Here is an 18,056-nt window from a genome sequence, read left to right as displayed (position 1 = left end):
CTTGGCCGCGGCCGTGGCCCTGGGGTGGCAATGGCAAGAGAGCCCGAGCATCCGGGGCAAGAACGCTCGCAAGACGCGTCCGAAGGTCACTCTGGCTCCGTCTCTTGGCCCGCCGGGGCGGAAGTCGAGGCGGAGGCTTCGGACGATTTCAGCGGGCTTTTTGCTGGCGAGTGGCAACTCTTCGAACGCATCGGCGGCGGCGCCATGGGCGTTGTTTACCGGGCTCGGCGCCGGGGTCGGCAGCGGGATCGGGCCGTGAAGGTGCTCCGGCCCTCCGATGGTGGGGGCGAGGGAGTGCTCCAGGAGGCCATCGATCACCCCAATGTGGCCGCCGTCGAAGACTTCGGCACGCTCCAGGATCGCGCCGGCCAAAGCCGTCCATACCTCGTGATGGATCACTACGGACCCAACGCGGCCCTCGACGCGTGGGTGCGTGAGCACCGGCCAGAACTCGATGATCGGCTCCGGCTCATCGAAGAAGCTGCCAGGGGTGTCGCATACGCACATGAGCTCGGCGTACTCCACCACGATCTGAAGCCAGCCAACATCCTCGTTGATCGCTTTGGCTCGGCGCACGTCGCTGACTTTGGGCTTGCGCAGATGCGCATCGATGCTGGCCATGCGCCCAGCGGTGGCACGCGAGCATTCCAGAGCCCCGAGCAATGCGGACGGCCCGCCAGCGAGCTCGACGCCCGCAGCGACGTATATGCACTCGGCGCGACGCTGTTTTCCATCTTGACCGATGGTGGCGTTCCTGTCACGCTGCCGCCGCAGTGCACGGCAGCGCAGGCCTACCAGATCAAGCAAGAGTGTGCACCCCTGCTCTCGCTGTTGCCGTCTGATCTGCCAACGTCGGTCACGTCGATCCTCAAACGCTCGCTCGACCCGCAGCGCGAGCATCGATTCGATTCGGCCTCGGAGTTTGCACGAGCGATCGCACGGGCGCGGGCGGAGCGCAAGAGCCCGGCCGGCCGCATTCGCTCGGCCGCGACGTCCTATGCCCGTCGTCGGCCACGAGTGGCATCGATGGCGACGGGCGTGCTGGTGGGCATGGTTCTCGCGTTCTTGCTGTCGTATCCGCTACGCTGGGTTCGACCCCTCGAAGACTGGTACCTCGCCCAGCTTCCCTCGCTCGATGCTCGGAGCGTTGAGTCGCTCGAAGACGTGCGCATCGTTCGGATGCCCGCGCCGCTCGAGATGGCAGAACTCGCTGCGGAGCTTGGCGTCGACGGCGTCAAGACTTCACCGACGCGCACCTGGCGTCCGATGCATGGTGCCTTCGTCGACGCGATGTCGCAGGCGGGCGCTCGGGTCATCGCGTTCGATCTGTACTTCCCGCAGGCGTGGCCGGAGTTAGACGCCCCGTTCGCTGCAGCGATCGAGCGAAGCACCAACCTCGGCACGCCCGTCGTGCTCGGTGCCCAGGGGTGGGTGGTCGACGAAGCAGATCGGCCCGTCATGCCCGAGGCTTACGATCGTGCCGGCGCGCGCTGCGGCTCGCTGCTGCTCGATCTTTCGGGCCCGCTCCCATTGATTCCGCTGGTCGCCCAACCCCCGGGGCGCGAGGGCCTGCCCGGCTTCGTGCTTGCGACGCACGCCGCGGCCATGAAGCCGCAGTTCAGGTTCTCGGCATGGACCGACGACGAAACCGTGCGGGTGCAGTACTGGAAGCCCGTGCCGGGCTCGACGCGACGCATGCGGGCTGGCGTCGATGCACGGCTGCCCGTCTTCAAGACCCAGTCGGCCGGACAAGTACCCGAGTGGTTTCGCAAGGGCCGCGGGCCCGACTGGACCATGGCCTATGGACAGCGCGCCGTGTTTGGTATCGAGGCGTTCGATGCCGCTACGCTCGATTACGCCCAGCTCCTTCGTGATGACCATGACTCTCGATCGGCAAGCGTGGGGGGCGAGATCCTGATCGTGCTCGACCCAGAGAACGACTTTCAGTTCGACCTCGGCTTGTCACGCGACGTCTTCGGCGGCGAGCTGCTGGCAGGTGCCGTGCAATCGCTGCTCGCCGAGCGTACTTCGCGTTGGATGCCCGACGGACATGCGCTCCTGCTGTGCCTGCCCGTCGCGATCCTCGGGGCGGCGATCGGTGCCTGTCTGTGGCCCGCCCGATCACAGGGCCCGCTACGCTTGATGATGCACGTGGCCCGGCTTGCGCTCCTTGCTCTGCTGCTTGTTGCGACCACGATCGCTTTGCTCTGGCTGTACGAGTACGGCGGCTTCATCACGTTGCCGGTGTTCTGGTGGCTGGCGGCCGTTCTGTCGTGCTTGATGTCGGCCGTGATGATGGACTGGTTCCTTGCCAGACGACCGAATCGAATCGCACGCTCGGCGGCGAGCGCATCGCTTCGTTGACCAGATCTTGCAAGTGTGGACAGAACGGAGGTAGACATCATGCGGGCGGCACGACTTGATCAGTGGTTGGTCTTGGTGGCGGTGGTGCTCGCGTGCACGTTCGCGAGCAAGGCCGGACAGAACCAGGAGTGGCGAACGTCTCTCAAGGCAGTTTCGTGGCAGGTTGGCGAAGGCCAGGAAGTCGCCACGATCCATGGAATCGCAGCGGAAGGCTTCTCCCTGGATGTCATGGGCGTTGAAGGCCCACGAGCCGTTCGTGCGTTGCTCATGCCCGTTGGCTGGACGGCCGAACCAAATCACGAGGATGCGATGCTCGAATTCTCGATCGGCCGCCGCCAGAACAGTTCCGGCGCGCACCAAGTCATCGATATCGAGTTTGGTGCGGCGTTGGTCGAGCTCCAACCAGCATCAGAAGCGCGCATCAAGGAACTCGCCCCTCAGATGCGCCAGGCGGCCCTGGACGTTGTGAGCCGCAAGGATGTTGCACTCAGTCTTCCCGTACCCAAGCTGGCCAAGAGCTTCGAGGCTGCGGTGTATGAGTTCGTCGCAACGAAGGGCGACGGCGAACCGCTGGATGCTCAAGCAGTGATCACCGGAGCGACCCCGCAAGAACTCTACGACGCACTCTTCAGCTTCTGGCCCATGATCATCACTCGGAGCATCACCGCCGGAGCCCAGGGTACCGATGCCCTCGTCCTCGCATTACCCGATGACGACGAGCACTCATTCGTGTGCTTCAGCAAGTTCCTGGGTGGCTCGAACTTCAAGATGTCGTCGGCCAACGTGAGCACTCCCATACCCACTCTCAATGCTGGCCAGCATCTACGCATCGAGATCGTGCAAGAGCCGAACCAGCCGATCGAGATCAACCCCGGCAATCCTCAGAACACGGATCCGAGCCTCCTAGCGTGGGCCCACGATGTCCTCTGTGAGGGGTGGAAGCAGGTCTTCGAGGAGCAAGACTGCCCTTCGCAAGGAGCAGTCGAGGCACACGGGGCGGAGAATAATGGGCCGTAGGGGGCAGAAGGGGGTCGCATGATCGACCGTTGTATTTCGTGGCCCGGTGGCGCGTGGCAGTCCTGCTTGATCGCCGTCGTGCTCGCTTGCCATGCAGACTCGTTAGACCCTGGATCGACCGCGTCCAGCGCGTCGTACGCAGCCGCGTACTCGGCGCCGGCACCGGTCCAGGCCGCGACCTACGGGCTGGACATCAAGAAGGTAGTCTGGACGATTCGTCGCGACGATGGTTCGGACGGGACCATCGAAGGCGTCGCTATTCGCGGTGTGACGCTGCACCCGACCGAGCCAGACTCGGCCCGGCCAATAAGGGTGCTGCTCATTCCAGACCCCAGTTCAGGCCGAAACCACGGATCGGTCGGCGAACTCGACTACGACGTCTTCGTGAGCAAGGCGGCATCCGGCCGATTCGAGGGCGTGAACCTTCGTCGCGGTGCTGCCCTCGTGGAGCTTCATCCAAAGGTAGGCAACGACCATCCTGCCGTGCGCGCCTCGTTAGATGCGGGGCGGTCGTCAGCAAGGGGTGATGGGCCCGAACGACACGATGCTGCCGTGAGCTTCTTTCCACGCTGGCCCATGATCATCACCCACGCAGTCGTCGCTGGCTCGGAAGGCACCCGACTGCTCGTGGTCAGCCGTCCGGGGACGAACGGCTCCGCGGAGGCCCTTGTGGGACTGATCGAGGGCTCATCAGCCGTTGTTGACTGGAAGACCAACACCGAAGGACCGGTGCAACTCCGAACACGAGAGCGGATTTGCATCGATGTTCAGGGCGAGCATCGCCGACGCGTTGCCCCGAATCAAGCCCAGCAACGCAGCATGGCCGAAGCGCGGCGATTGCTCGAAGCCGGATGGAAGACGGCGTTTCCGGACGAGGGCCGCTAGCGTCGACGCCATGCCGAGAAACCATCGTCCCTATCCCGCTCCGAGCGTTCCCTGGGTCATGGCAATGCGGTGGTCGCTGCTGCTCTTCATGCACTGGCCGGTGCCGGCAGAGGCGCTGCGGCCGCACGTACCGCCGATGCTGGAGGTCGACACGTTCGATGGATCGGCCTGGCTTGCGGTCGTGCCGTTTACCATGTCGGGCGTGCGGGCCCGTTTCACGCCTGCGCTTCCCGGACTGGGTGCGTTCCACGAGCTCAACCTACGAACGTACGTCACGCACGAGGGCAAGCCGGGCGTCTGGTTCTTCAGCCTCGATGCCGCGAGTTGGCCGGGCGTCGAGGTCGCACGCCGGACGTTTCATCTGGCGTATTTCAACGCCCGGATGTCGCTGGTCGAGCGCGACGGCGGAGTTGCGTACGAGAGCGAGCGGACGGACGCACGCGGCAAGACTGCCGCGCTCTCGTGCTGGTACAAGGGCGAGGGCTCGCCGAAGCACGCCGAGCCCGGCTCGCTCGAGTCGTTCCTGACCGACCGCTACCGGTTGTTTGCCAGCGACCTGCCGCCGAGGAAGCCCGAGCGTCTCTGGATCGGCGAGATCGACCACGATCCGTGGCTGCTGGCACCGGCGCGGTGCGAGGTCGAGCACAACGGCATGGCAGCGCCGATCGACGTGGCGACGCCGACGGACGAGGCCGTCCTGCACCTGGCCGAGCCGGTATCGGTTCGGGCGTGGTGGCCGAAGCGCGTGCTGTAAGCGTCAGCGCAGGGAGGGGACGGTCGGCGCCGGTCGACCTCGGGAGAGATCGAACACTGCACGGAACCGGCGGTCCGTGCCCTCACGCCGGAGGATGTACTGCATGACCGCACCAGGACGCAACTCGATCGTCCAGATGGTGTCCTCGGCGTCCTCGTCGAGCGAGATCGTGAACTCGTCGGCGTAGAAGTCTTGCGCGAACTCGGAGCCGACGCCGCGGGTCGGTCCGCCGTAGCCGCTCGGCGGGCTTTGTCCGTCGGTGCCCGGCTCGTGCAAATGCTCAAGATCGAGCGACTCTTCTTCGTTCCTGATGACGAGGGTGGCCCACGGACGGCCCTCGATCAGCAACGGCATCGCGACCGAGCTCTCGTCGCACTCGGCAACCTGGAGCATGAGCAGGCGGTCGCGGAAGATCGGGCTATTCGTCGAGTCCTCGACGACCCGACCCGGGTACGCCTTGCCGCACAGCTGCGTCAGGTTCGCCCAGAACGCATCCCTCGGCAGAACCTCGGGCTTGCTCGAGCATCCGACGCTGGCGATGACGCATGCGGCAAGGAGCAATGTGAGGCTGCAGCGAGCGAGCCGATCGACCATCTCAGGACCTCCACGCCATCGCATGCTAATACCCCAACGCTGCGGCACCCAGCCTTCGAACGCGTTCGCGCGACGGATCGATGCCCGTGGGTTCGATGCCAAAGCCCAGAGAGGTGTCGCCGGTAATGTCGTTGTACGTTAACCGAGCCGTGAGGATGGCGTGGGGCATCTCGCGACCGACCCGGAACGTCGCGCTCTGGAACTGCCCTGCCTTCTCGTTGTACACGCCCACGGCCCCGAGCGTATATCGGTCGCCCAACTGGTAGTCTGCTCCGGCGTTGACGTAGGTGTCGTCGCTGTATCCCAGGTGACGAAGTTCGGCGAAGAGCCGCATGTCGGGCGAATGGTCGATCGAGACGCCCGCGACACCCTCGGCCGTGCGGTCCTCCTCGAGGTCGTAGATCCACTCGCCGGTAATGCCCAGCGCGTCGGTGGGCCGCCACGCCGCCTCAACGTCGAAGGTATCGCCGAACTGGCTGCGCTCCGGATAAGCGTCGAAGAACCGCGGCGTGCGATCCGCGTCGATGCGGTCCTCGCCGGCGAACGTGAAGTGCGTCGCGAGCCGCAGCACGTCGACCGACTCGTACGTGCCGAGCGAGCCGCGCATGGTCTGGAAGGTCTGGTCGACGCCGAAGCGCACGGCGGGTCCTTCGGCGAAGGTTTCGACGTTCTCGTCGTACACAGGAATAGCACCCTGCGCGACCGTCGACTCGCCATACCAGAGCGTGGCATTGGGCTCGACGACGTGGCGGAGGCGGTGCAGGTCCAACGCTTCGACATCGACGCCGTCGTAGACGCGGGTGAGCTGGGTCGACAGCCGCGTGCCGATGGCGCCGCGGGCAACGAGCGAGTCGGCGTCCTCGCCCGTGACGGCCGAGAAGTCATCGAAGTCGGTGTCGTAGCCCGTCAGCCGGCCCGTGACGAAGGGCTGGATGCGCACCGGACCGGCCTCGAGCTGGCTGCTGAGCTCGTGCAGCGTGTCGAAGCGGAAGACGCTTGATTCGTCGAGCCCCTCGGCTCGCAGACGGTCGCCGGGGCTCTGGCCCGGGTTGATGCCCAGGGCCGCCTGCGCCCGCGACGTCGAGTCGAAACCGAGGTCGGACGCCGTCGGCTCGGTAAAGCTCAGCCGGAGTAATCCGACGCGGCTGTCGCTGCGATAGGTCACGAGGCCCGGCGAAGCGTCGGCGAGCAGGTCGTCGCCCGGCCGCACGTAGCGCAGCTCGGGCAGGCGCTCGGTCTCGTAACCGCGTGCGCGGAGCTGGTAGTCGGTGACGACGAAATCGTTGATCTGCGCGTTGACCCCCAGCAGCAGCATGCTGCGCTCGTCGATGCGCTGCAGCGACGCACCGCTCGAAGGCTCGCGGCGGGTGAAGGTCATATCCGGGAAGAAGGCTCCGACGACGTTTTCGTCGGAGAACCACGACGCCTCGGCCCGCAGCGTCCACTCGTCGTTCAGGCGGCCGAGGTGCTCGAGCATCGCGATGGTTCGGTTCTCGCCATCGCGATCGATGCGGGCGCCCGTAGGCAGCAGGTCGCGGCCGGTGTCGTTGAACAGGTTGTAGACGAATAAGCTGCCTCCGCCGCCGGCGTAGCCGTCCCAGCTCAGCTCGCCGCCCAGTGCCGCCCCGCGCTGGAAGTAGGCGTCGATGAGCAGGTCGAGATCGACGCCCGGCGGCGGCTCGTAGCCCGCCAGCGCAAACGCGTCCCAGGTCGTCCGCAGCACGTCGCCGTGGCGGTCGCTCGTCTCGATCTCGACGTCGCGTAGCGGAATCTTCGACGGGTCGCCCACGAAGATGGGCCAGTACAGGAAGGGGATGCCCATCGCCCGCGCCGTGATATTGCGCGCATCGGCGATCATCCGCGTGCCGCCCTGCGGGCCGTCGCCCGGCCGGTCATCGAGCCGCAGCGTCAGCGTGCTGGCGCCCAGCGCCAGGTGCGGACGGAAGAAGCCCGTCGTCGTGATCCGCGCCCGGTCGGCGACCATCTCGCCGAGCGATTGCTGGCGGATCTCGCGGGCCCGAACGTAGATCGGCGTCGCACTTCCCGCCGGCTCGGCCCGGAAGACGGCGTCGAGCAGCAGCGCGCGGTCCCCGGACAGGTCGTAGTACACCCTCGGCGAGCGCACGCGGTAGCGATCGATGCCCCGCCGGCCCCGGGCCCGCTCGATGTCGGCGACGACCGCCCCCTCGAGGTACAGGCCCATGACGTCGGCCGCGTCCAGCCGCGGCGCGCCGACGAGGTCGGCCTTGTGAAACAACACCGCGTCCTGCGCCGTGAGCTGCGCCCGTCGTCCGTTTGCCGCGTCGTCGAACAGGATCGTGACCGGCCCGCGCATCACGACCGCGTAGGGCGGCGAACCATCGGTGCCGTCGCCCAGCCGGACCTGCTCGATGCCGGCGGCCGAGAAGCTCACGCGACCACGCGTCGGCAGGATGGGGTCTCGCACGTCTCCGGAGCCAAGCCGCTCGCGCGCGGTCTGCAGCACGCTTCGAAGCGCCGCATCCGCTGCGGCGAGCTGCTCGCCCGTCACGCGCGGCAGGGCAAGGCCGACGGCCTCGCGCAGCCGATCCGCGAACACCGCCTCGGCGACGGCGACCGCGCGGAACTCGCGTCGCTCGGCCACCGACGTCTCGAAGGTCGGTGGTCCCGGCCGAGAGACGATGGAGGAAAGCTGGATCTCACCCCCCGGCGCCAGGCGGCCCTCGATGGGGACCAGCGGCCCGGCGATGCCCGCGCCCGGCGCACTCGTCGGCATGATGGCCTCTTCGAGCAGCAGGTAGAACTGCTCGCTGCCCTCTTGCGGAAACGAGCCATCGAGCGACTGCACCCAGCCGTGCAGCCGGTCGGCCCGCAGCTCGAGCGTACCGATCGTCACGCGCACGTCACCCTCGATGAGCACGCGGCGCGTCGGCTTCACGCCGGTGGTCAGGGGCGCATCGCTCCACGTCCAGGCCCGCCGGCCCGCCATCTCGATCGTGCGCACGGCCGCCTGCTCGCCCGTGCCGATCGGCAGCCGCACGGGCCCGAAGCCCTCGCCCGTGATGGCCAGCGGATCGATCTGGATGGGCCGCGGATCGTCGCCCGCGGGCTGGGCGTGTGCCGCGCTCCCGAGCCCGACTGCGCACGCCAGCCCGAGCGAGATCGTCCATCGGGCGAGCTGGTGGTGGGGCGTGCTGGTCGGCATCGGCCGAGTCTAGCCGCGTCGGGCTTGGTCGCCGCCGTGAAACCAGCCTGTCGCGCGCATGAATCGTTGCTCAGGGCCGGGTGGTGTTTGCCAAGGTTCACCCGCGCCACGCGAACGAGGCAGGACGCACGCCGCCTTACCGGTAGCGTGACGCGATCCAATCTCTTGAGGAGGACTCCATTCCATGATCCGCCACGCCCGCACCCCTGCAACCGCCGCCCTGACCATCGCAGCGCTCGCCGCCACGGCGCACGCCGACCCGCTCGTCTCCGTCCGCGTGCTCGAGGGCGGCGACTACGTCATCAATCCAAGCGCCATGGCCGAGGGCGCCATCGCCTTCGACTCCGAGGACGGCCGCTACCGCGACGTGCCGGGCCTCCTCGCCGGCGGCGACCTGCTAGTCACCGACGCCGACGACAAGGACGACGCCGACATCGAGCTTCGCCTGACCGTCCGGGCCCCGGCCACGATCTACGTGCTGCACGCCGACGCCGCCGGCCTGCCCGGCTGGATCGCCGCGGACTACGCCGACACGGGCGAGGGCCTGACGCTCGACACCGACGACGACACCTGGGCCTACTCGATCTACCGCCGCGATATCGACGGCGCGGGCGAGGTCGAGCTCTCGCTCTTCAACAACAGCACGTTCGACCTGGACGACGACATCATGTACGGCGTCGTCGGCGTGTCGAGCGCCGCCGAGCCCTGCCGCCCCGACATCGACGGCGACGGCGAGCTCACGCTCTTCGACTTCCTGGCCTTCCAGAATCTCTTCGACGCCGGCGATCCCGCGGCCGACTTCGATAGCGACGGCGAGCTGACGCTGTTCGACTTCCTGGCGTTCCAGAACGCGTTTGATGTGGGGTGTTGAGGAGGTCAGTGAAGGAGCCGGGAGGTGGCGACCGACGCCGATGTTCCAGGAGAACGAAAGGCAACCCTCCAGGCTGCCTCCCGTTCACGTGAGTCAATCGACAGCCTTTTCGAACCACATGGGTGTCGGGTTGCTCAACGACGATTTGGGTACACGTACGCGCCTCGCTCCCGGGGTACACTCTCTGAAGAAAACTTGAACAAACGCTCGCTCCGATCGGGAGGCATGGATGCGTCACGCAACGGGACGGCTCGGCGGTCTGCTCCTCGTAATCTCGGGAGTGGTGGGGGCTGTGGCTTTTGCTTGGAGCCTGCGGATAGTGGGGCCAAGTGAGTCGGTGGCAGAGCAGCGTGACGGGAGCGATGCCGAGCAGAACCAAGAACTCACACCATCGCCCGCGGCGCCGCCCCTCACCCAACCGAGGCAACCCATCACCGGCGACGAGTGGCTGGCGGCTCAGCCCTTGGCGAACGATCCGCCCGCCGCGCTGCCGGCGGCGTTCTGGCGGGCGGGTGATGCCGAGCCCACACGCCCAACAGAACAAGCCCCGCGCCTCGAGATCGTTGGCGAGCGCGGGCGGCAGAACGTCGAAATGCACGACGCCAATGGCAACGTGCACGAGCTGACCGGCTTCACGCAGGCCCAGCACGTCTACGACGCGGCGATCTCGGCCGATGGCACGCTTGCGTACGTCTGGCACATGGCCTTCACGCCGCGGCAGGTCAGCACCTACGACGTCGCCACACGCGAGCTCTTGCACCGCTTCAAGCCGGGCTCGGGCGGCCGCCTGCGATGGGCCGCGAGCGACCCGGTGCTCTTGCTGCAGACCGGCGGCATGGGCATGGGCGGCAGCCGTGTTACCGTGTTCGCCCCCGATGGGACGAGGCTGGTGCAGACCGGCATCGGCTCGCAGGCCTTGAGCCCGGACGATGGCTGGGTGCTGTCGACGTCGTGGCAGCGCGGCGCGGGACGCGTCGAGGTGTTCCAAGTCGCCACCGGCAAACGCGTGTTTGGCGCACTGCTCCCGGTGAGCATGACGGCGACCATGATCGAGCCGCAGTGGGACGCCGATCACGGCCCGATGCTGAGCGTCGTGACCGATCCGGAGTACCACTCGGCCGATGTATTCGAGTTGGCCCAACTCGTCTCGATCCTCGAACGCGACGCCGAGCCGTGATCGGTCGCCGTGCGCCTACGCCCACCCAATCTGTCTGAAGCTGTGCCCGTCGTTCCACACCTTCGTCATGTGCCGCACGCGGCCCGCGTCAAACGCCATGACGTAGACGTACTCGGCCTCGACCTTCTTGCCCGTGGGCGGCACCGGGCCGCCCTCGCCGGTGTGCGTGGCGCGGAACGTGCCGAAGCCCATGACGCGGCTTGCGCCCTCGTCGGCGGCGAAGGCGTGGACCTCGTAGCTCGCGTCGGGCGCGAAGGCGTACAGGCCGGCCATCCATTCGGTGTACTGTTCGAGCGTGGTGATCTCGGCGAGCGCGTCGGCCTGGGCGCTGAAGGTCGCGCCCTCGTGGCAATATTGCTTGCACGCCGCCCAGCCCTTGCCCGACTCGCAGGCGTCGAAGAGGGCGCGGGCGGTTTCGGTCATGGACGCGGTCTTGGTGGTGGTCTTGATGGTCATGGTGGGCCTCCCCGGGAAACGGCTCAGGACACCCACGGACCCGCACGAGCGACCCCCGGCGCCGTCGGACGGTACGCCGGATCGCCGGGCGGGGCCTTCCGCCCGCTCACAGCGACGCGATCACCAGCACCAGAAACGCCAGAACGTGTACGCCCCAACTCATCGCCGCGAGCTTCATTTGCGTGCCCACGGGACGAGCCATGAGCCCCTGGCGGGAGAGCGCCATCGCCACTGCGCTGGCGCCGCTGGCCAGGCCGAAGAGCGCGAGCAGGATGATGCCCGGCGGGGGCAGGTCGTTCTCAACAAGGGCGACGTACGCGATGAGCGACGACAACAGCAGCCCGGCCAGCCCCGAGAACATGCCCGGTACGAGCGCCACCAGCAGCCAGCCGAAGCGCGGCCGGGCAAGGCCCACGGTCAGCACGAGCTCGTGCTCGCACTCTGGGCAGACCGGCCGCGTCAGGCCGCGCAGGTCGTAGCCGCAGGCCGGGCACGGCGCCGAGTGGTCGCGGAGGAAGTCGAGCAACGGGTCGACTGGAGCATCAGCCGTTCCCGCGGCGGGATGGGCATCGTCGGCGGACATCGAGCGTGGTATGCCGGCGCGCGGGTGCGGGTTCGGGGAGAGACCTTCAAAACACCGGCTGGTCATCGGGATCCGGCTTGTCTTGCGGCTCGCGCCGAACTCGATCCGGCTCGAGTTCGTCAACGGCTCGCTGGGCGCGGATTTCCTTGGCCCGGGCGTTGAGCATCTCCGCCCGGGCCTCCATCTCGGCCGCCTCGGCCTCCAGCACGCGGGTGCGAGACAGCGCGTTCTTGGCGCGTTCTTTGGCGAAGAGCGGCTGCCACGCCGACTGACCGCTTTCGAGGAGGCTCTCAAGTTGCTCGTTCTGCTTGCTGACGGCGTAGAGCGTGCCCTTGACGCTGTAGGTAAAGGCGTACTCGTTGGCCAGCTCGAGCACGCGCTGCACGGCGCGGCTGCCGGGCTCGGCCCCGCTGGTCTGCGCGTCGATGCGTAGCCGGATGGCCTTGCGATACGTTGCGGCGGCCTCGCGGATGGTCGCGTAGTCGTTGGCGTCGAACCCATCGAGGTAGCGGTCGGTGTAGACGTCCACGAGCAAGCCCGCGCCGGCCAGGCTGGCGCCCACGATGGGCGAAACGAACGAGCCGGGGATCGCGCCGCCGATGAGCCCGTCGCTGAGCCCCTCGAAGGCGTCCAGCGTCTCGAGCTCCCCGATCATGATCCGCCAGTAGGTCTCGCCGTTGTGGTCGGCGGCGATGAGCAGCAGCTCGGCGATGGCCTTGAGCTTCTCCTCGAACTCCGTGCCCGTCGCGCCACCGAGCGAGAGGTCGCGGTAGAGATTGGTCACGTCGATGATCATGTAGGCCGTGCCGACGTTGCTGGTGGTCTTGGGATCCTGCAGGGCGCGATGCCAGCCGAAGAAGCCGGTCTTCGGCCGCCAGAACGCGATGCGGACCAGCGACGATGCCGCAGGCTCCTGTTCATCGGGTGTCTGCGAAGACGATGGCTCTGCTGCGAGCGTGCGAAGGAGGAGGACCGCTTGTGCCCGCTGTCGCACGAGCTCATCCTCGGGATCCGCGCTGGAACTCGGCAATGAAAGACGTTCGTCCAAGGGTTCAAGGACCCTGGACTCCCCGGTGCCGAGCACGCCGGTCACGGGGATGAAGCCGAGCTGATGAGCGCTTGCCGACATCCAGCAGCCCGATCCGCACGCGGCGGCTGATACGAGACATGCGAACGCAGCGAGCCGTGCGATGACGCCGGTCATGATGCACCCCCAACGATCAGCCATCCCCCACGGGACGGCGAGCATGCCGCTCGGGCAACGTTAGTTTCGATCCGGGGCGGCGGCAATCCCCCGACTACGGGGATATCAGCCGGATAGCCGCTCGATGTGCTCATGTGCGGAGGGTTTGGTGAGAGCGCGTGAGTGCTCGATGGCGTTGACGCTCCTGCTCTTGGAGCCACCCGAACTCGGCATCGCGCCCGCACCCAACCCCCGTGGGCCGTCGGCATCGATTCCCCGCGACACGCGTGCGAGCGAGACGGGCCTCCACATCGCGGCGCCCTTGCCGCTGCTCGTTCGCGACGGCGGCGGGGGCGTTGCACCGTCGCAGGGCCTCATGCGCTGCGTAGGAATCCGACCGAGAGTCGTACGAGATCGTGTTCCAATCGTGTCATCGAGCCGCCCGCGGCCGACGCGTGCGGCCACGTGGCGAACAGGATGCGGTCGCGGCAGATAGCGGAGACGAAGTACGCCAGGCTGATGAGCCGCGCCTCGCCGCCCGCGATCTCGGGCAGGCTGGGGCGCAGCACTTCGACCATGTGCCTGGTTGCCATCGCGTTCAGTTCGCGCATCTGCGGATGGAATCGCTCGGGGTGCAGCCGCAGATCGAGCACCACCGCCCGCAGCGTGCCCTTCCGCGCGCGATACCGGCGGATGCGCGACCGCACGAAGGCTCGCACGCGATCCTCGAGCGTCGCGTCTGCCGGCACGCTCGGGGGCGGCTTCTCGAGCGACTCGACGAGCTCGGCCTGGTAGCGGTGGTAGAGCGCCGCCAGCAGCGCCGCCTTGCCCTCGAAGCGCGCGTAGAACGAGCCGGCCGAGACCTCGGCGGCCGACAACAAGTCCTCGATGCGCAGCGCGTCGAAGCTCTGCTCGGCCAGCAAGCGGTCGGCGGCATCGAGGATCTTCTCGTAGGTTTCCTTGCTGCGCTTCTGCAGGGGAGGCGCGACGCCGGCCGGAGCCGCCAGCGGCGTTCGGAGTGGTCCTTCCGACGAGGCCTTCCTGGGCACAACGACTCCCCCGCGGGCCGCTCGATGGCGACCGCTCGTCAGACCGCAGCCAACTCCAGCCCCATCGCCTTGGCCATGGCCTGGCCCATCTCGGCCGGGCTGCGCGCCACGGTAATGCCGGCGTCCTCCATCGCGGCGATCTTGGCCGCCGCCGTGCCCTCGCCGCCGCTGATGATCGCGCCGGCGTGGCCCATGCGCTTGCCGGGGGGCGCGGTCTGGCCGGCGATGAAGCCGGCGACGGGCTTGGTCACGTGCTCGCGGACGTAGCGCGCGGCGTCTTCCTCGTCGCTGCCGCCGATCTCGCCGATCATGAGGATGCCGTGCGTGTCGGGATCGTTCTGGAAGAGCCGCAGGCAGTCGACGTGGCTCAGCCCGCGGACCGGATCGCCGCCGATGCCGATGCACGTGCTCTGGGCAATGCCCAATTGCGAGCACTGCCAGACGGCTTCATAGGTCAGCGTGCCCGAGCGGCTGACGATGCCGACCGCCTTGCCCGTCGTGCACTTCTCTTCGCTGATGTGCGTGTTGATGTAGCCGGGCATGATGCCGATCTTGCAGCCGGCGTTCGTGTATGGATCGCTCGCGCTCTCGCCGCTGCCCGTCTTGGGCCCGGGCGTAATGACGCCGGGGCAGTTTGGTCCGATCAGCGTGAAGAGGTCTTGCGTCGGATGGACGTCGGCGCCACGGGCAGCAACGTTCATCGAATCGAGCGCGGCGCGCACGCGGACCATGTCATGGACCGGCACGCCTTCGGTAATGCAGCAGATCAGGCGCAGTCCTGCGTCGGCGGCCTCCAAGATGGCGTCGCCCGCGAAGGGCGGGGGCACGAAGATCATCGTCGCGGTGGCGCCCGTCGCGTCGGTCGCCTGCTTCACGGTGTCGAAGATGGGCAGCCCGTTGTCGTCCTTCGTGCCGCCCTTGCCGGGCGTCACACCGCCGACGAGCTTGGTGCCGTAGTGCAGGCAGCCCTTGGTGTGGACGGCACCGAATGCTCCGGTGATGCCTTGGCAGATGACCTGGGTTTCAGCGTCGACGAGCACGGCCATGGGGCGCCTCCGAAGGTAGGTTTCGCGGGTTCAGGCCAGCGTAGGCCCCGGCGGTCGGGGCGGTCGCCGAACCCCGGCCGTCGACGCGCGTAGTACGGGTCGTCCTGCCCCCGTCGAGGGGGCAATCCCACACGAGTCGTGCCTCGCTCGACGAGGCTCGAGGTACCGGCGTCGGGCCGGTGGGGGGTATCCGTGCGCGTGCTGTTCGTGCTGCCGGCGTTGACCGAGGCCACGGGGCCGTTCTTCCGTCCCATCAAGTACGCCCTGTTTCCGCCGCTGGGCATGGCCCAGCTCGCGGCGTTCCTCGATGCGGGCGACGAGGCCATGATCATCGACGAGCACGTCATGCCCGGCGTGCTCACCAGCTACGACGATGGTCGTGGCGTGCTCGGCAAGCGTTGGCGAGGCACCCTCGCCGAGCGCCCCGACATGGTGGTCATCCAGGCATACATCACCAACGCCCACCGGGCGTATGCCATCGCTCGACATTACAAGGAGATGGGCGTGCGCGTGTGCCTGGGCGGATTGCACGTGACCAGCCTGCCAGACGAAGCCGACGGCCTCTGCGATCACCTCTTCATCGGCGTTGGCGACGCGACGTGGCCCGCGTTCCTGGAAGACCTTCGCAAGGGCGAAGCGAAGCCGCGATACGACTCCAAGGACTTCGTTCGCACGCTCGAGAGCCTCCCACCGACGCGGCGAGACCTGATCGATCGCCGGCTGTACCTCGTGCCCAACTCCATCGTCGTCAGCCGGGGCTGCCCGCACCGCTGCACGTTCTGCTACAACAGCGGCTTCTACAAGGGCGGGCGGCGGTTCTACACGCAAGCCGTCGACGACGCGCTGGCGGAGATCGAATGCTTGCCCGGCAAGCACCTGTACTTCCTCGACGACCACCTGCTCGGCGACCCGCACTTTGCACGGGCGCTCTTCGACGGCATGAAGGGCATGGGCCGCGTCTTCCAGGGCGCCGCCACCATCGACTCGATCCTGCGGGGCGATCTCGTCGAGCGTGCCGTCGACGCCGGCCTTCGAAGCATCTTCATCGGCTTCGAGAGCGTCAACGAGGCGAGCCTCGTCCAGAGCAAGAAGACCCAGAACCTCAAGAGCGACGCCGACGCGGCCATCCGCCGGCTCGACTCCCTGGGCGTCATGGTCAACGGCTCGTTCGTCTTCGGCCTCGATGGCGACGGGCCGGACGTGTTCGATCGCACCGTCGCCTGGGCGGTCGAGCGCGGCATCACCACCGCCACCTTCCACGTCGCCACGCCCTACCCAGGCACGGCCTACTGGGACGAGATCGAGGGGCAGGGCCGCATCCTGCACCGAGATTGGCGGCTGTACGACACGCGGCACGCGGTGTTCGAGCCCAGGCACATGACGCCCGCGCAGCTCGAGGCCGGCTACTGGCGGGCGTACGAGCACTTCTATCGCTGGACGAACATCGCGCGGGCGGCAGCCAACCACGAGCGTGTCCTCTCGCGATGCAAGCACTTCGGCTACAGCGCCGCGTGGCGGAAGCTCGGTCCCGTGTGGGACCTGGCCATCCGCGCCAAGCGGCTGAACATCACGCGCCCCGTCATCGAAACGGGCCTGGGCGTGCTCGGGCGTCGAAGGAAGGCAGAGCCGTCGCCGCGGCCGAAATCGGTCTCGCTGCCGGTGCTAGAGGGCTAGCGTCTCGCTCGCACGCGCGAGGAGGCTCCATGATTCGCACGCTCACGATCGGGTTGCCGGCGGTCTTGCTCGGGCTCCTGCTGCCCGCGTGCCAGCAGGTGCAGCCCAGCGCGTCCGAGCCGCTCGAGGCACGCACCACGGCCGTGGACTTCCCCGCCGACCGCCTCGAGTCGGTCCACCAGGTCGTGGGCTTCCAGTGGACGGGCGTGGCCGCAACCAACGACGGCCGCGTGTTCGTAAGCTTTCCGAATTGGAGCGGGCCGTATCGCTATGCCGTCGTCGAGCTCATCGACGGCGTGCAGCGGCCGTACCCCGACGGGCAGTGGAACCGCTGGCCCCCCGCGCCAACCGATCTCGATCCCGACCCTGGCTACCGCTTCGTGTGCGTGCAGAGCGTGCACGTCGACGCGAAGGGCCGCCTGTGGATCCTCGACCCGGCCAGCCCGAGGTTCGAGGGCGTCGTACCGGGCGCGGCCAAGCTCGTCGAGGTCGACCTGGAGACCGATCGCGTCGTTCGCGTCATTCGTTTCGATGAACGGATTGCGCCCGAGCGGAGCTACCTCAATGACGTCCGCATCGACGTCGAACGCAACGTCGCGTTCATCACGGATTCGGGCCTGGGTGCGATCGTCGTCGTCGATCTCGATACCAATCAATCCCGCCGCGTGCTGGCGAACCACCCGAGCACGAAGGCCGAGCGCGGCGTCGTTCCGAAGATCGGCGGCCGCGAGCTCCGCGCCGGCCAGACGCCCGACGGCCCGGTCCCCCAGATCCACGCCGACGGCATCGCCTACAACCCGGCCGACGACTTCGTGTACTACCAGGCCCTGACCGCTCGCACCCTGTACCGCGTTCCCGCGGGCGTGCTCGCCGACTTCGACGCTCGTGGATTCGAGATCGCCGCGGCGGTCGAGGACCTGGGCCCCAGCGTCATGACCGACGGCATGGACGCCGACGCGGCGGGCAAAATCTACTTCACCGCCCTCGAGCGCGACGCCATCGTGTACCGCACCCCCGGCGGCAACTATCGCACGCTCATCGAGGACGACCGCCTCGCCTGGCCCGACAGCCTCGCCATCACGCCCGATGGCGTCTACGTCTCGACCAGCCGCATCCACCAGACCAAGGCCTACAGCTTCGACGGCCTGATGCCGAGCGAGCCCTACGGCCTGTGGCGGGCGCCACTCCCGGAATAGGGCCTTGGGCGGGTGATTGGAAC

General features: G+C 67.7%; 15 protein-coding genes. 8 read left to right on the top strand and 7 right to left on the bottom strand.

The window, feature by feature from the left end:
* Positions 1 to 30 precede the first annotated feature (30 nt).
* The 4 genes from RIA68_10795 (at position 31) to RIA68_10780 (ending at position 5,020) form a co-directional block, all read left to right on the top strand.
* A complete protein-coding gene (locus RIA68_10795; GenBank protein MEQ8317932.1) occupies positions 31 to 2,364 on the top strand; it encodes a protein kinase in 2,334 nt (777 codons plus the stop codon).
* Positions 2,365 to 2,439: 75 nt separating this feature from the next.
* A complete protein-coding gene (locus tag RIA68_10790) occupies positions 2,440 to 3,381 on the top strand; it encodes a hypothetical protein (protein MEQ8317931.1) in 942 nt (313 codons plus the stop codon).
* Between the two features lie 18 nt (positions 3,382 to 3,399).
* The gene (locus tag RIA68_10785) at positions 3,400 to 4,266 is read left to right on the top strand and encodes a hypothetical protein (protein ID MEQ8317930.1); all 867 of its coding nucleotides are present in this window, start codon (positions 3,400 to 3,402) and stop codon (positions 4,264 to 4,266) included.
* 58 nt (positions 4,267 to 4,324) lie between these two features.
* Complete coding sequence (locus RIA68_10780) at positions 4,325 to 5,020, top strand: DUF2071 domain-containing protein (GenBank protein MEQ8317929.1); 696 nt, start codon at positions 4,325 to 4,327, stop codon at positions 5,018 to 5,020.
* 3 nt (positions 5,021 to 5,023) lie between these two features.
* On the opposite strand, the gene RIA68_10775 is transcribed toward RIA68_10780, so the two are convergent.
* Both RIA68_10775 and RIA68_10770 read right to left on the bottom strand, forming a co-directional pair.
* A complete protein-coding gene (locus RIA68_10775) occupies positions 5,024 to 5,614 on the bottom strand; it encodes a GAF domain-containing protein (GenBank protein ID MEQ8317928.1) in 591 nt (196 codons plus the stop codon).
* Positions 5,615 to 5,639: 25 nt separating this feature from the next.
* Entirely contained in the window at positions 5,640 to 8,798 is a 3,159-nt protein-coding gene (locus RIA68_10770) for a hypothetical protein (GenBank protein MEQ8317927.1), read from the bottom strand.
* A gap of 184 nt (positions 8,799 to 8,982) precedes the next feature.
* Between RIA68_10770 and RIA68_10765 the strand changes: the two genes are divergently transcribed.
* Together RIA68_10765 and RIA68_10760 are read left to right on the top strand one after the other, a co-directional pair.
* Positions 8,983 to 9,669 carry a GC-type dockerin domain-anchored protein gene (locus RIA68_10765; protein ID MEQ8317926.1) on the top strand — a complete coding sequence of 229 codons (687 nt, stop codon included), beginning with the start codon at positions 8,983 to 8,985 and terminating at the stop codon, positions 9,667 to 9,669.
* A gap of 337 nt (positions 9,670 to 10,006) precedes the next feature.
* Positions 10,007 to 10,846, top strand: a complete 840-nt coding sequence (locus RIA68_10760) for a hypothetical protein (GenBank protein ID MEQ8317925.1) — start codon at positions 10,007 to 10,009, stop codon at positions 10,844 to 10,846.
* A gap of 15 nt (positions 10,847 to 10,861) precedes the next feature.
* On the opposite strand, the gene RIA68_10755 is transcribed toward RIA68_10760, so the two are convergent.
* The 5 genes from RIA68_10755 to sucD all read right to left on the bottom strand — a co-directional run bounded on the left by RIA68_10755 (position 10,862) and on the right by sucD (position 15,163).
* Positions 10,862 to 11,302: an ester cyclase gene (locus RIA68_10755; GenBank protein MEQ8317924.1), complete on the bottom strand. Its 441-nt coding sequence runs from the start codon at positions 11,300 to 11,302 to the stop codon at positions 10,862 to 10,864.
* A 106-nt stretch (positions 11,303 to 11,408) separates the two neighbouring features.
* Complete coding sequence (locus RIA68_10750; GenBank protein ID MEQ8317923.1) at positions 11,409 to 11,885, bottom strand: hypothetical protein; 477 nt, start codon at positions 11,883 to 11,885, stop codon at positions 11,409 to 11,411.
* A 46-nt stretch (positions 11,886 to 11,931) separates the two neighbouring features.
* Positions 11,932 to 12,879, bottom strand: a complete 948-nt coding sequence (locus RIA68_10745; protein ID MEQ8317922.1) for a hypothetical protein — start codon at positions 12,877 to 12,879, stop codon at positions 11,932 to 11,934.
* A gap of 563 nt (positions 12,880 to 13,442) precedes the next feature.
* Entirely contained in the window at positions 13,443 to 14,117 is a 675-nt protein-coding gene (locus RIA68_10740) for a helix-turn-helix domain-containing protein (GenBank protein ID MEQ8317921.1), read from the bottom strand.
* A 38-nt stretch (positions 14,118 to 14,155) separates the two neighbouring features.
* Positions 14,156 to 15,163 carry a succinate--CoA ligase subunit alpha gene (sucD, locus tag RIA68_10735; GenBank protein ID MEQ8317920.1) on the bottom strand — a complete coding sequence of 336 codons (1,008 nt, stop codon included), beginning with the start codon at positions 15,161 to 15,163 and terminating at the stop codon, positions 14,156 to 14,158.
* A gap of 192 nt (positions 15,164 to 15,355) precedes the next feature.
* Between sucD and RIA68_10730 the strand changes: the two genes are divergently transcribed.
* Both RIA68_10730 and RIA68_10725 read left to right on the top strand, forming a co-directional pair.
* The gene (locus RIA68_10730) at positions 15,356 to 16,837 is read left to right on the top strand and encodes a radical SAM protein (GenBank protein MEQ8317919.1); all 1,482 of its coding nucleotides are present in this window, start codon (positions 15,356 to 15,358) and stop codon (positions 16,835 to 16,837) included.
* A gap of 29 nt (positions 16,838 to 16,866) precedes the next feature.
* Positions 16,867 to 18,033 carry an L-dopachrome tautomerase-related protein gene (locus RIA68_10725; GenBank protein ID MEQ8317918.1) on the top strand — a complete coding sequence of 389 codons (1,167 nt, stop codon included), beginning with the start codon at positions 16,867 to 16,869 and terminating at the stop codon, positions 18,031 to 18,033.
* Positions 18,034 to 18,056 lie beyond the last annotated feature (23 nt).

This window comes from Phycisphaerales bacterium (assembly GCA_040217175.1).
Classification (GTDB): domain Bacteria; phylum Planctomycetota; class Phycisphaerae; order Phycisphaerales; family UBA1924; genus JAHCJI01.
Note: the sequence above shows the minus strand (reverse complement) of the source record. Positions and strands in the feature narration are given on the sequence as shown.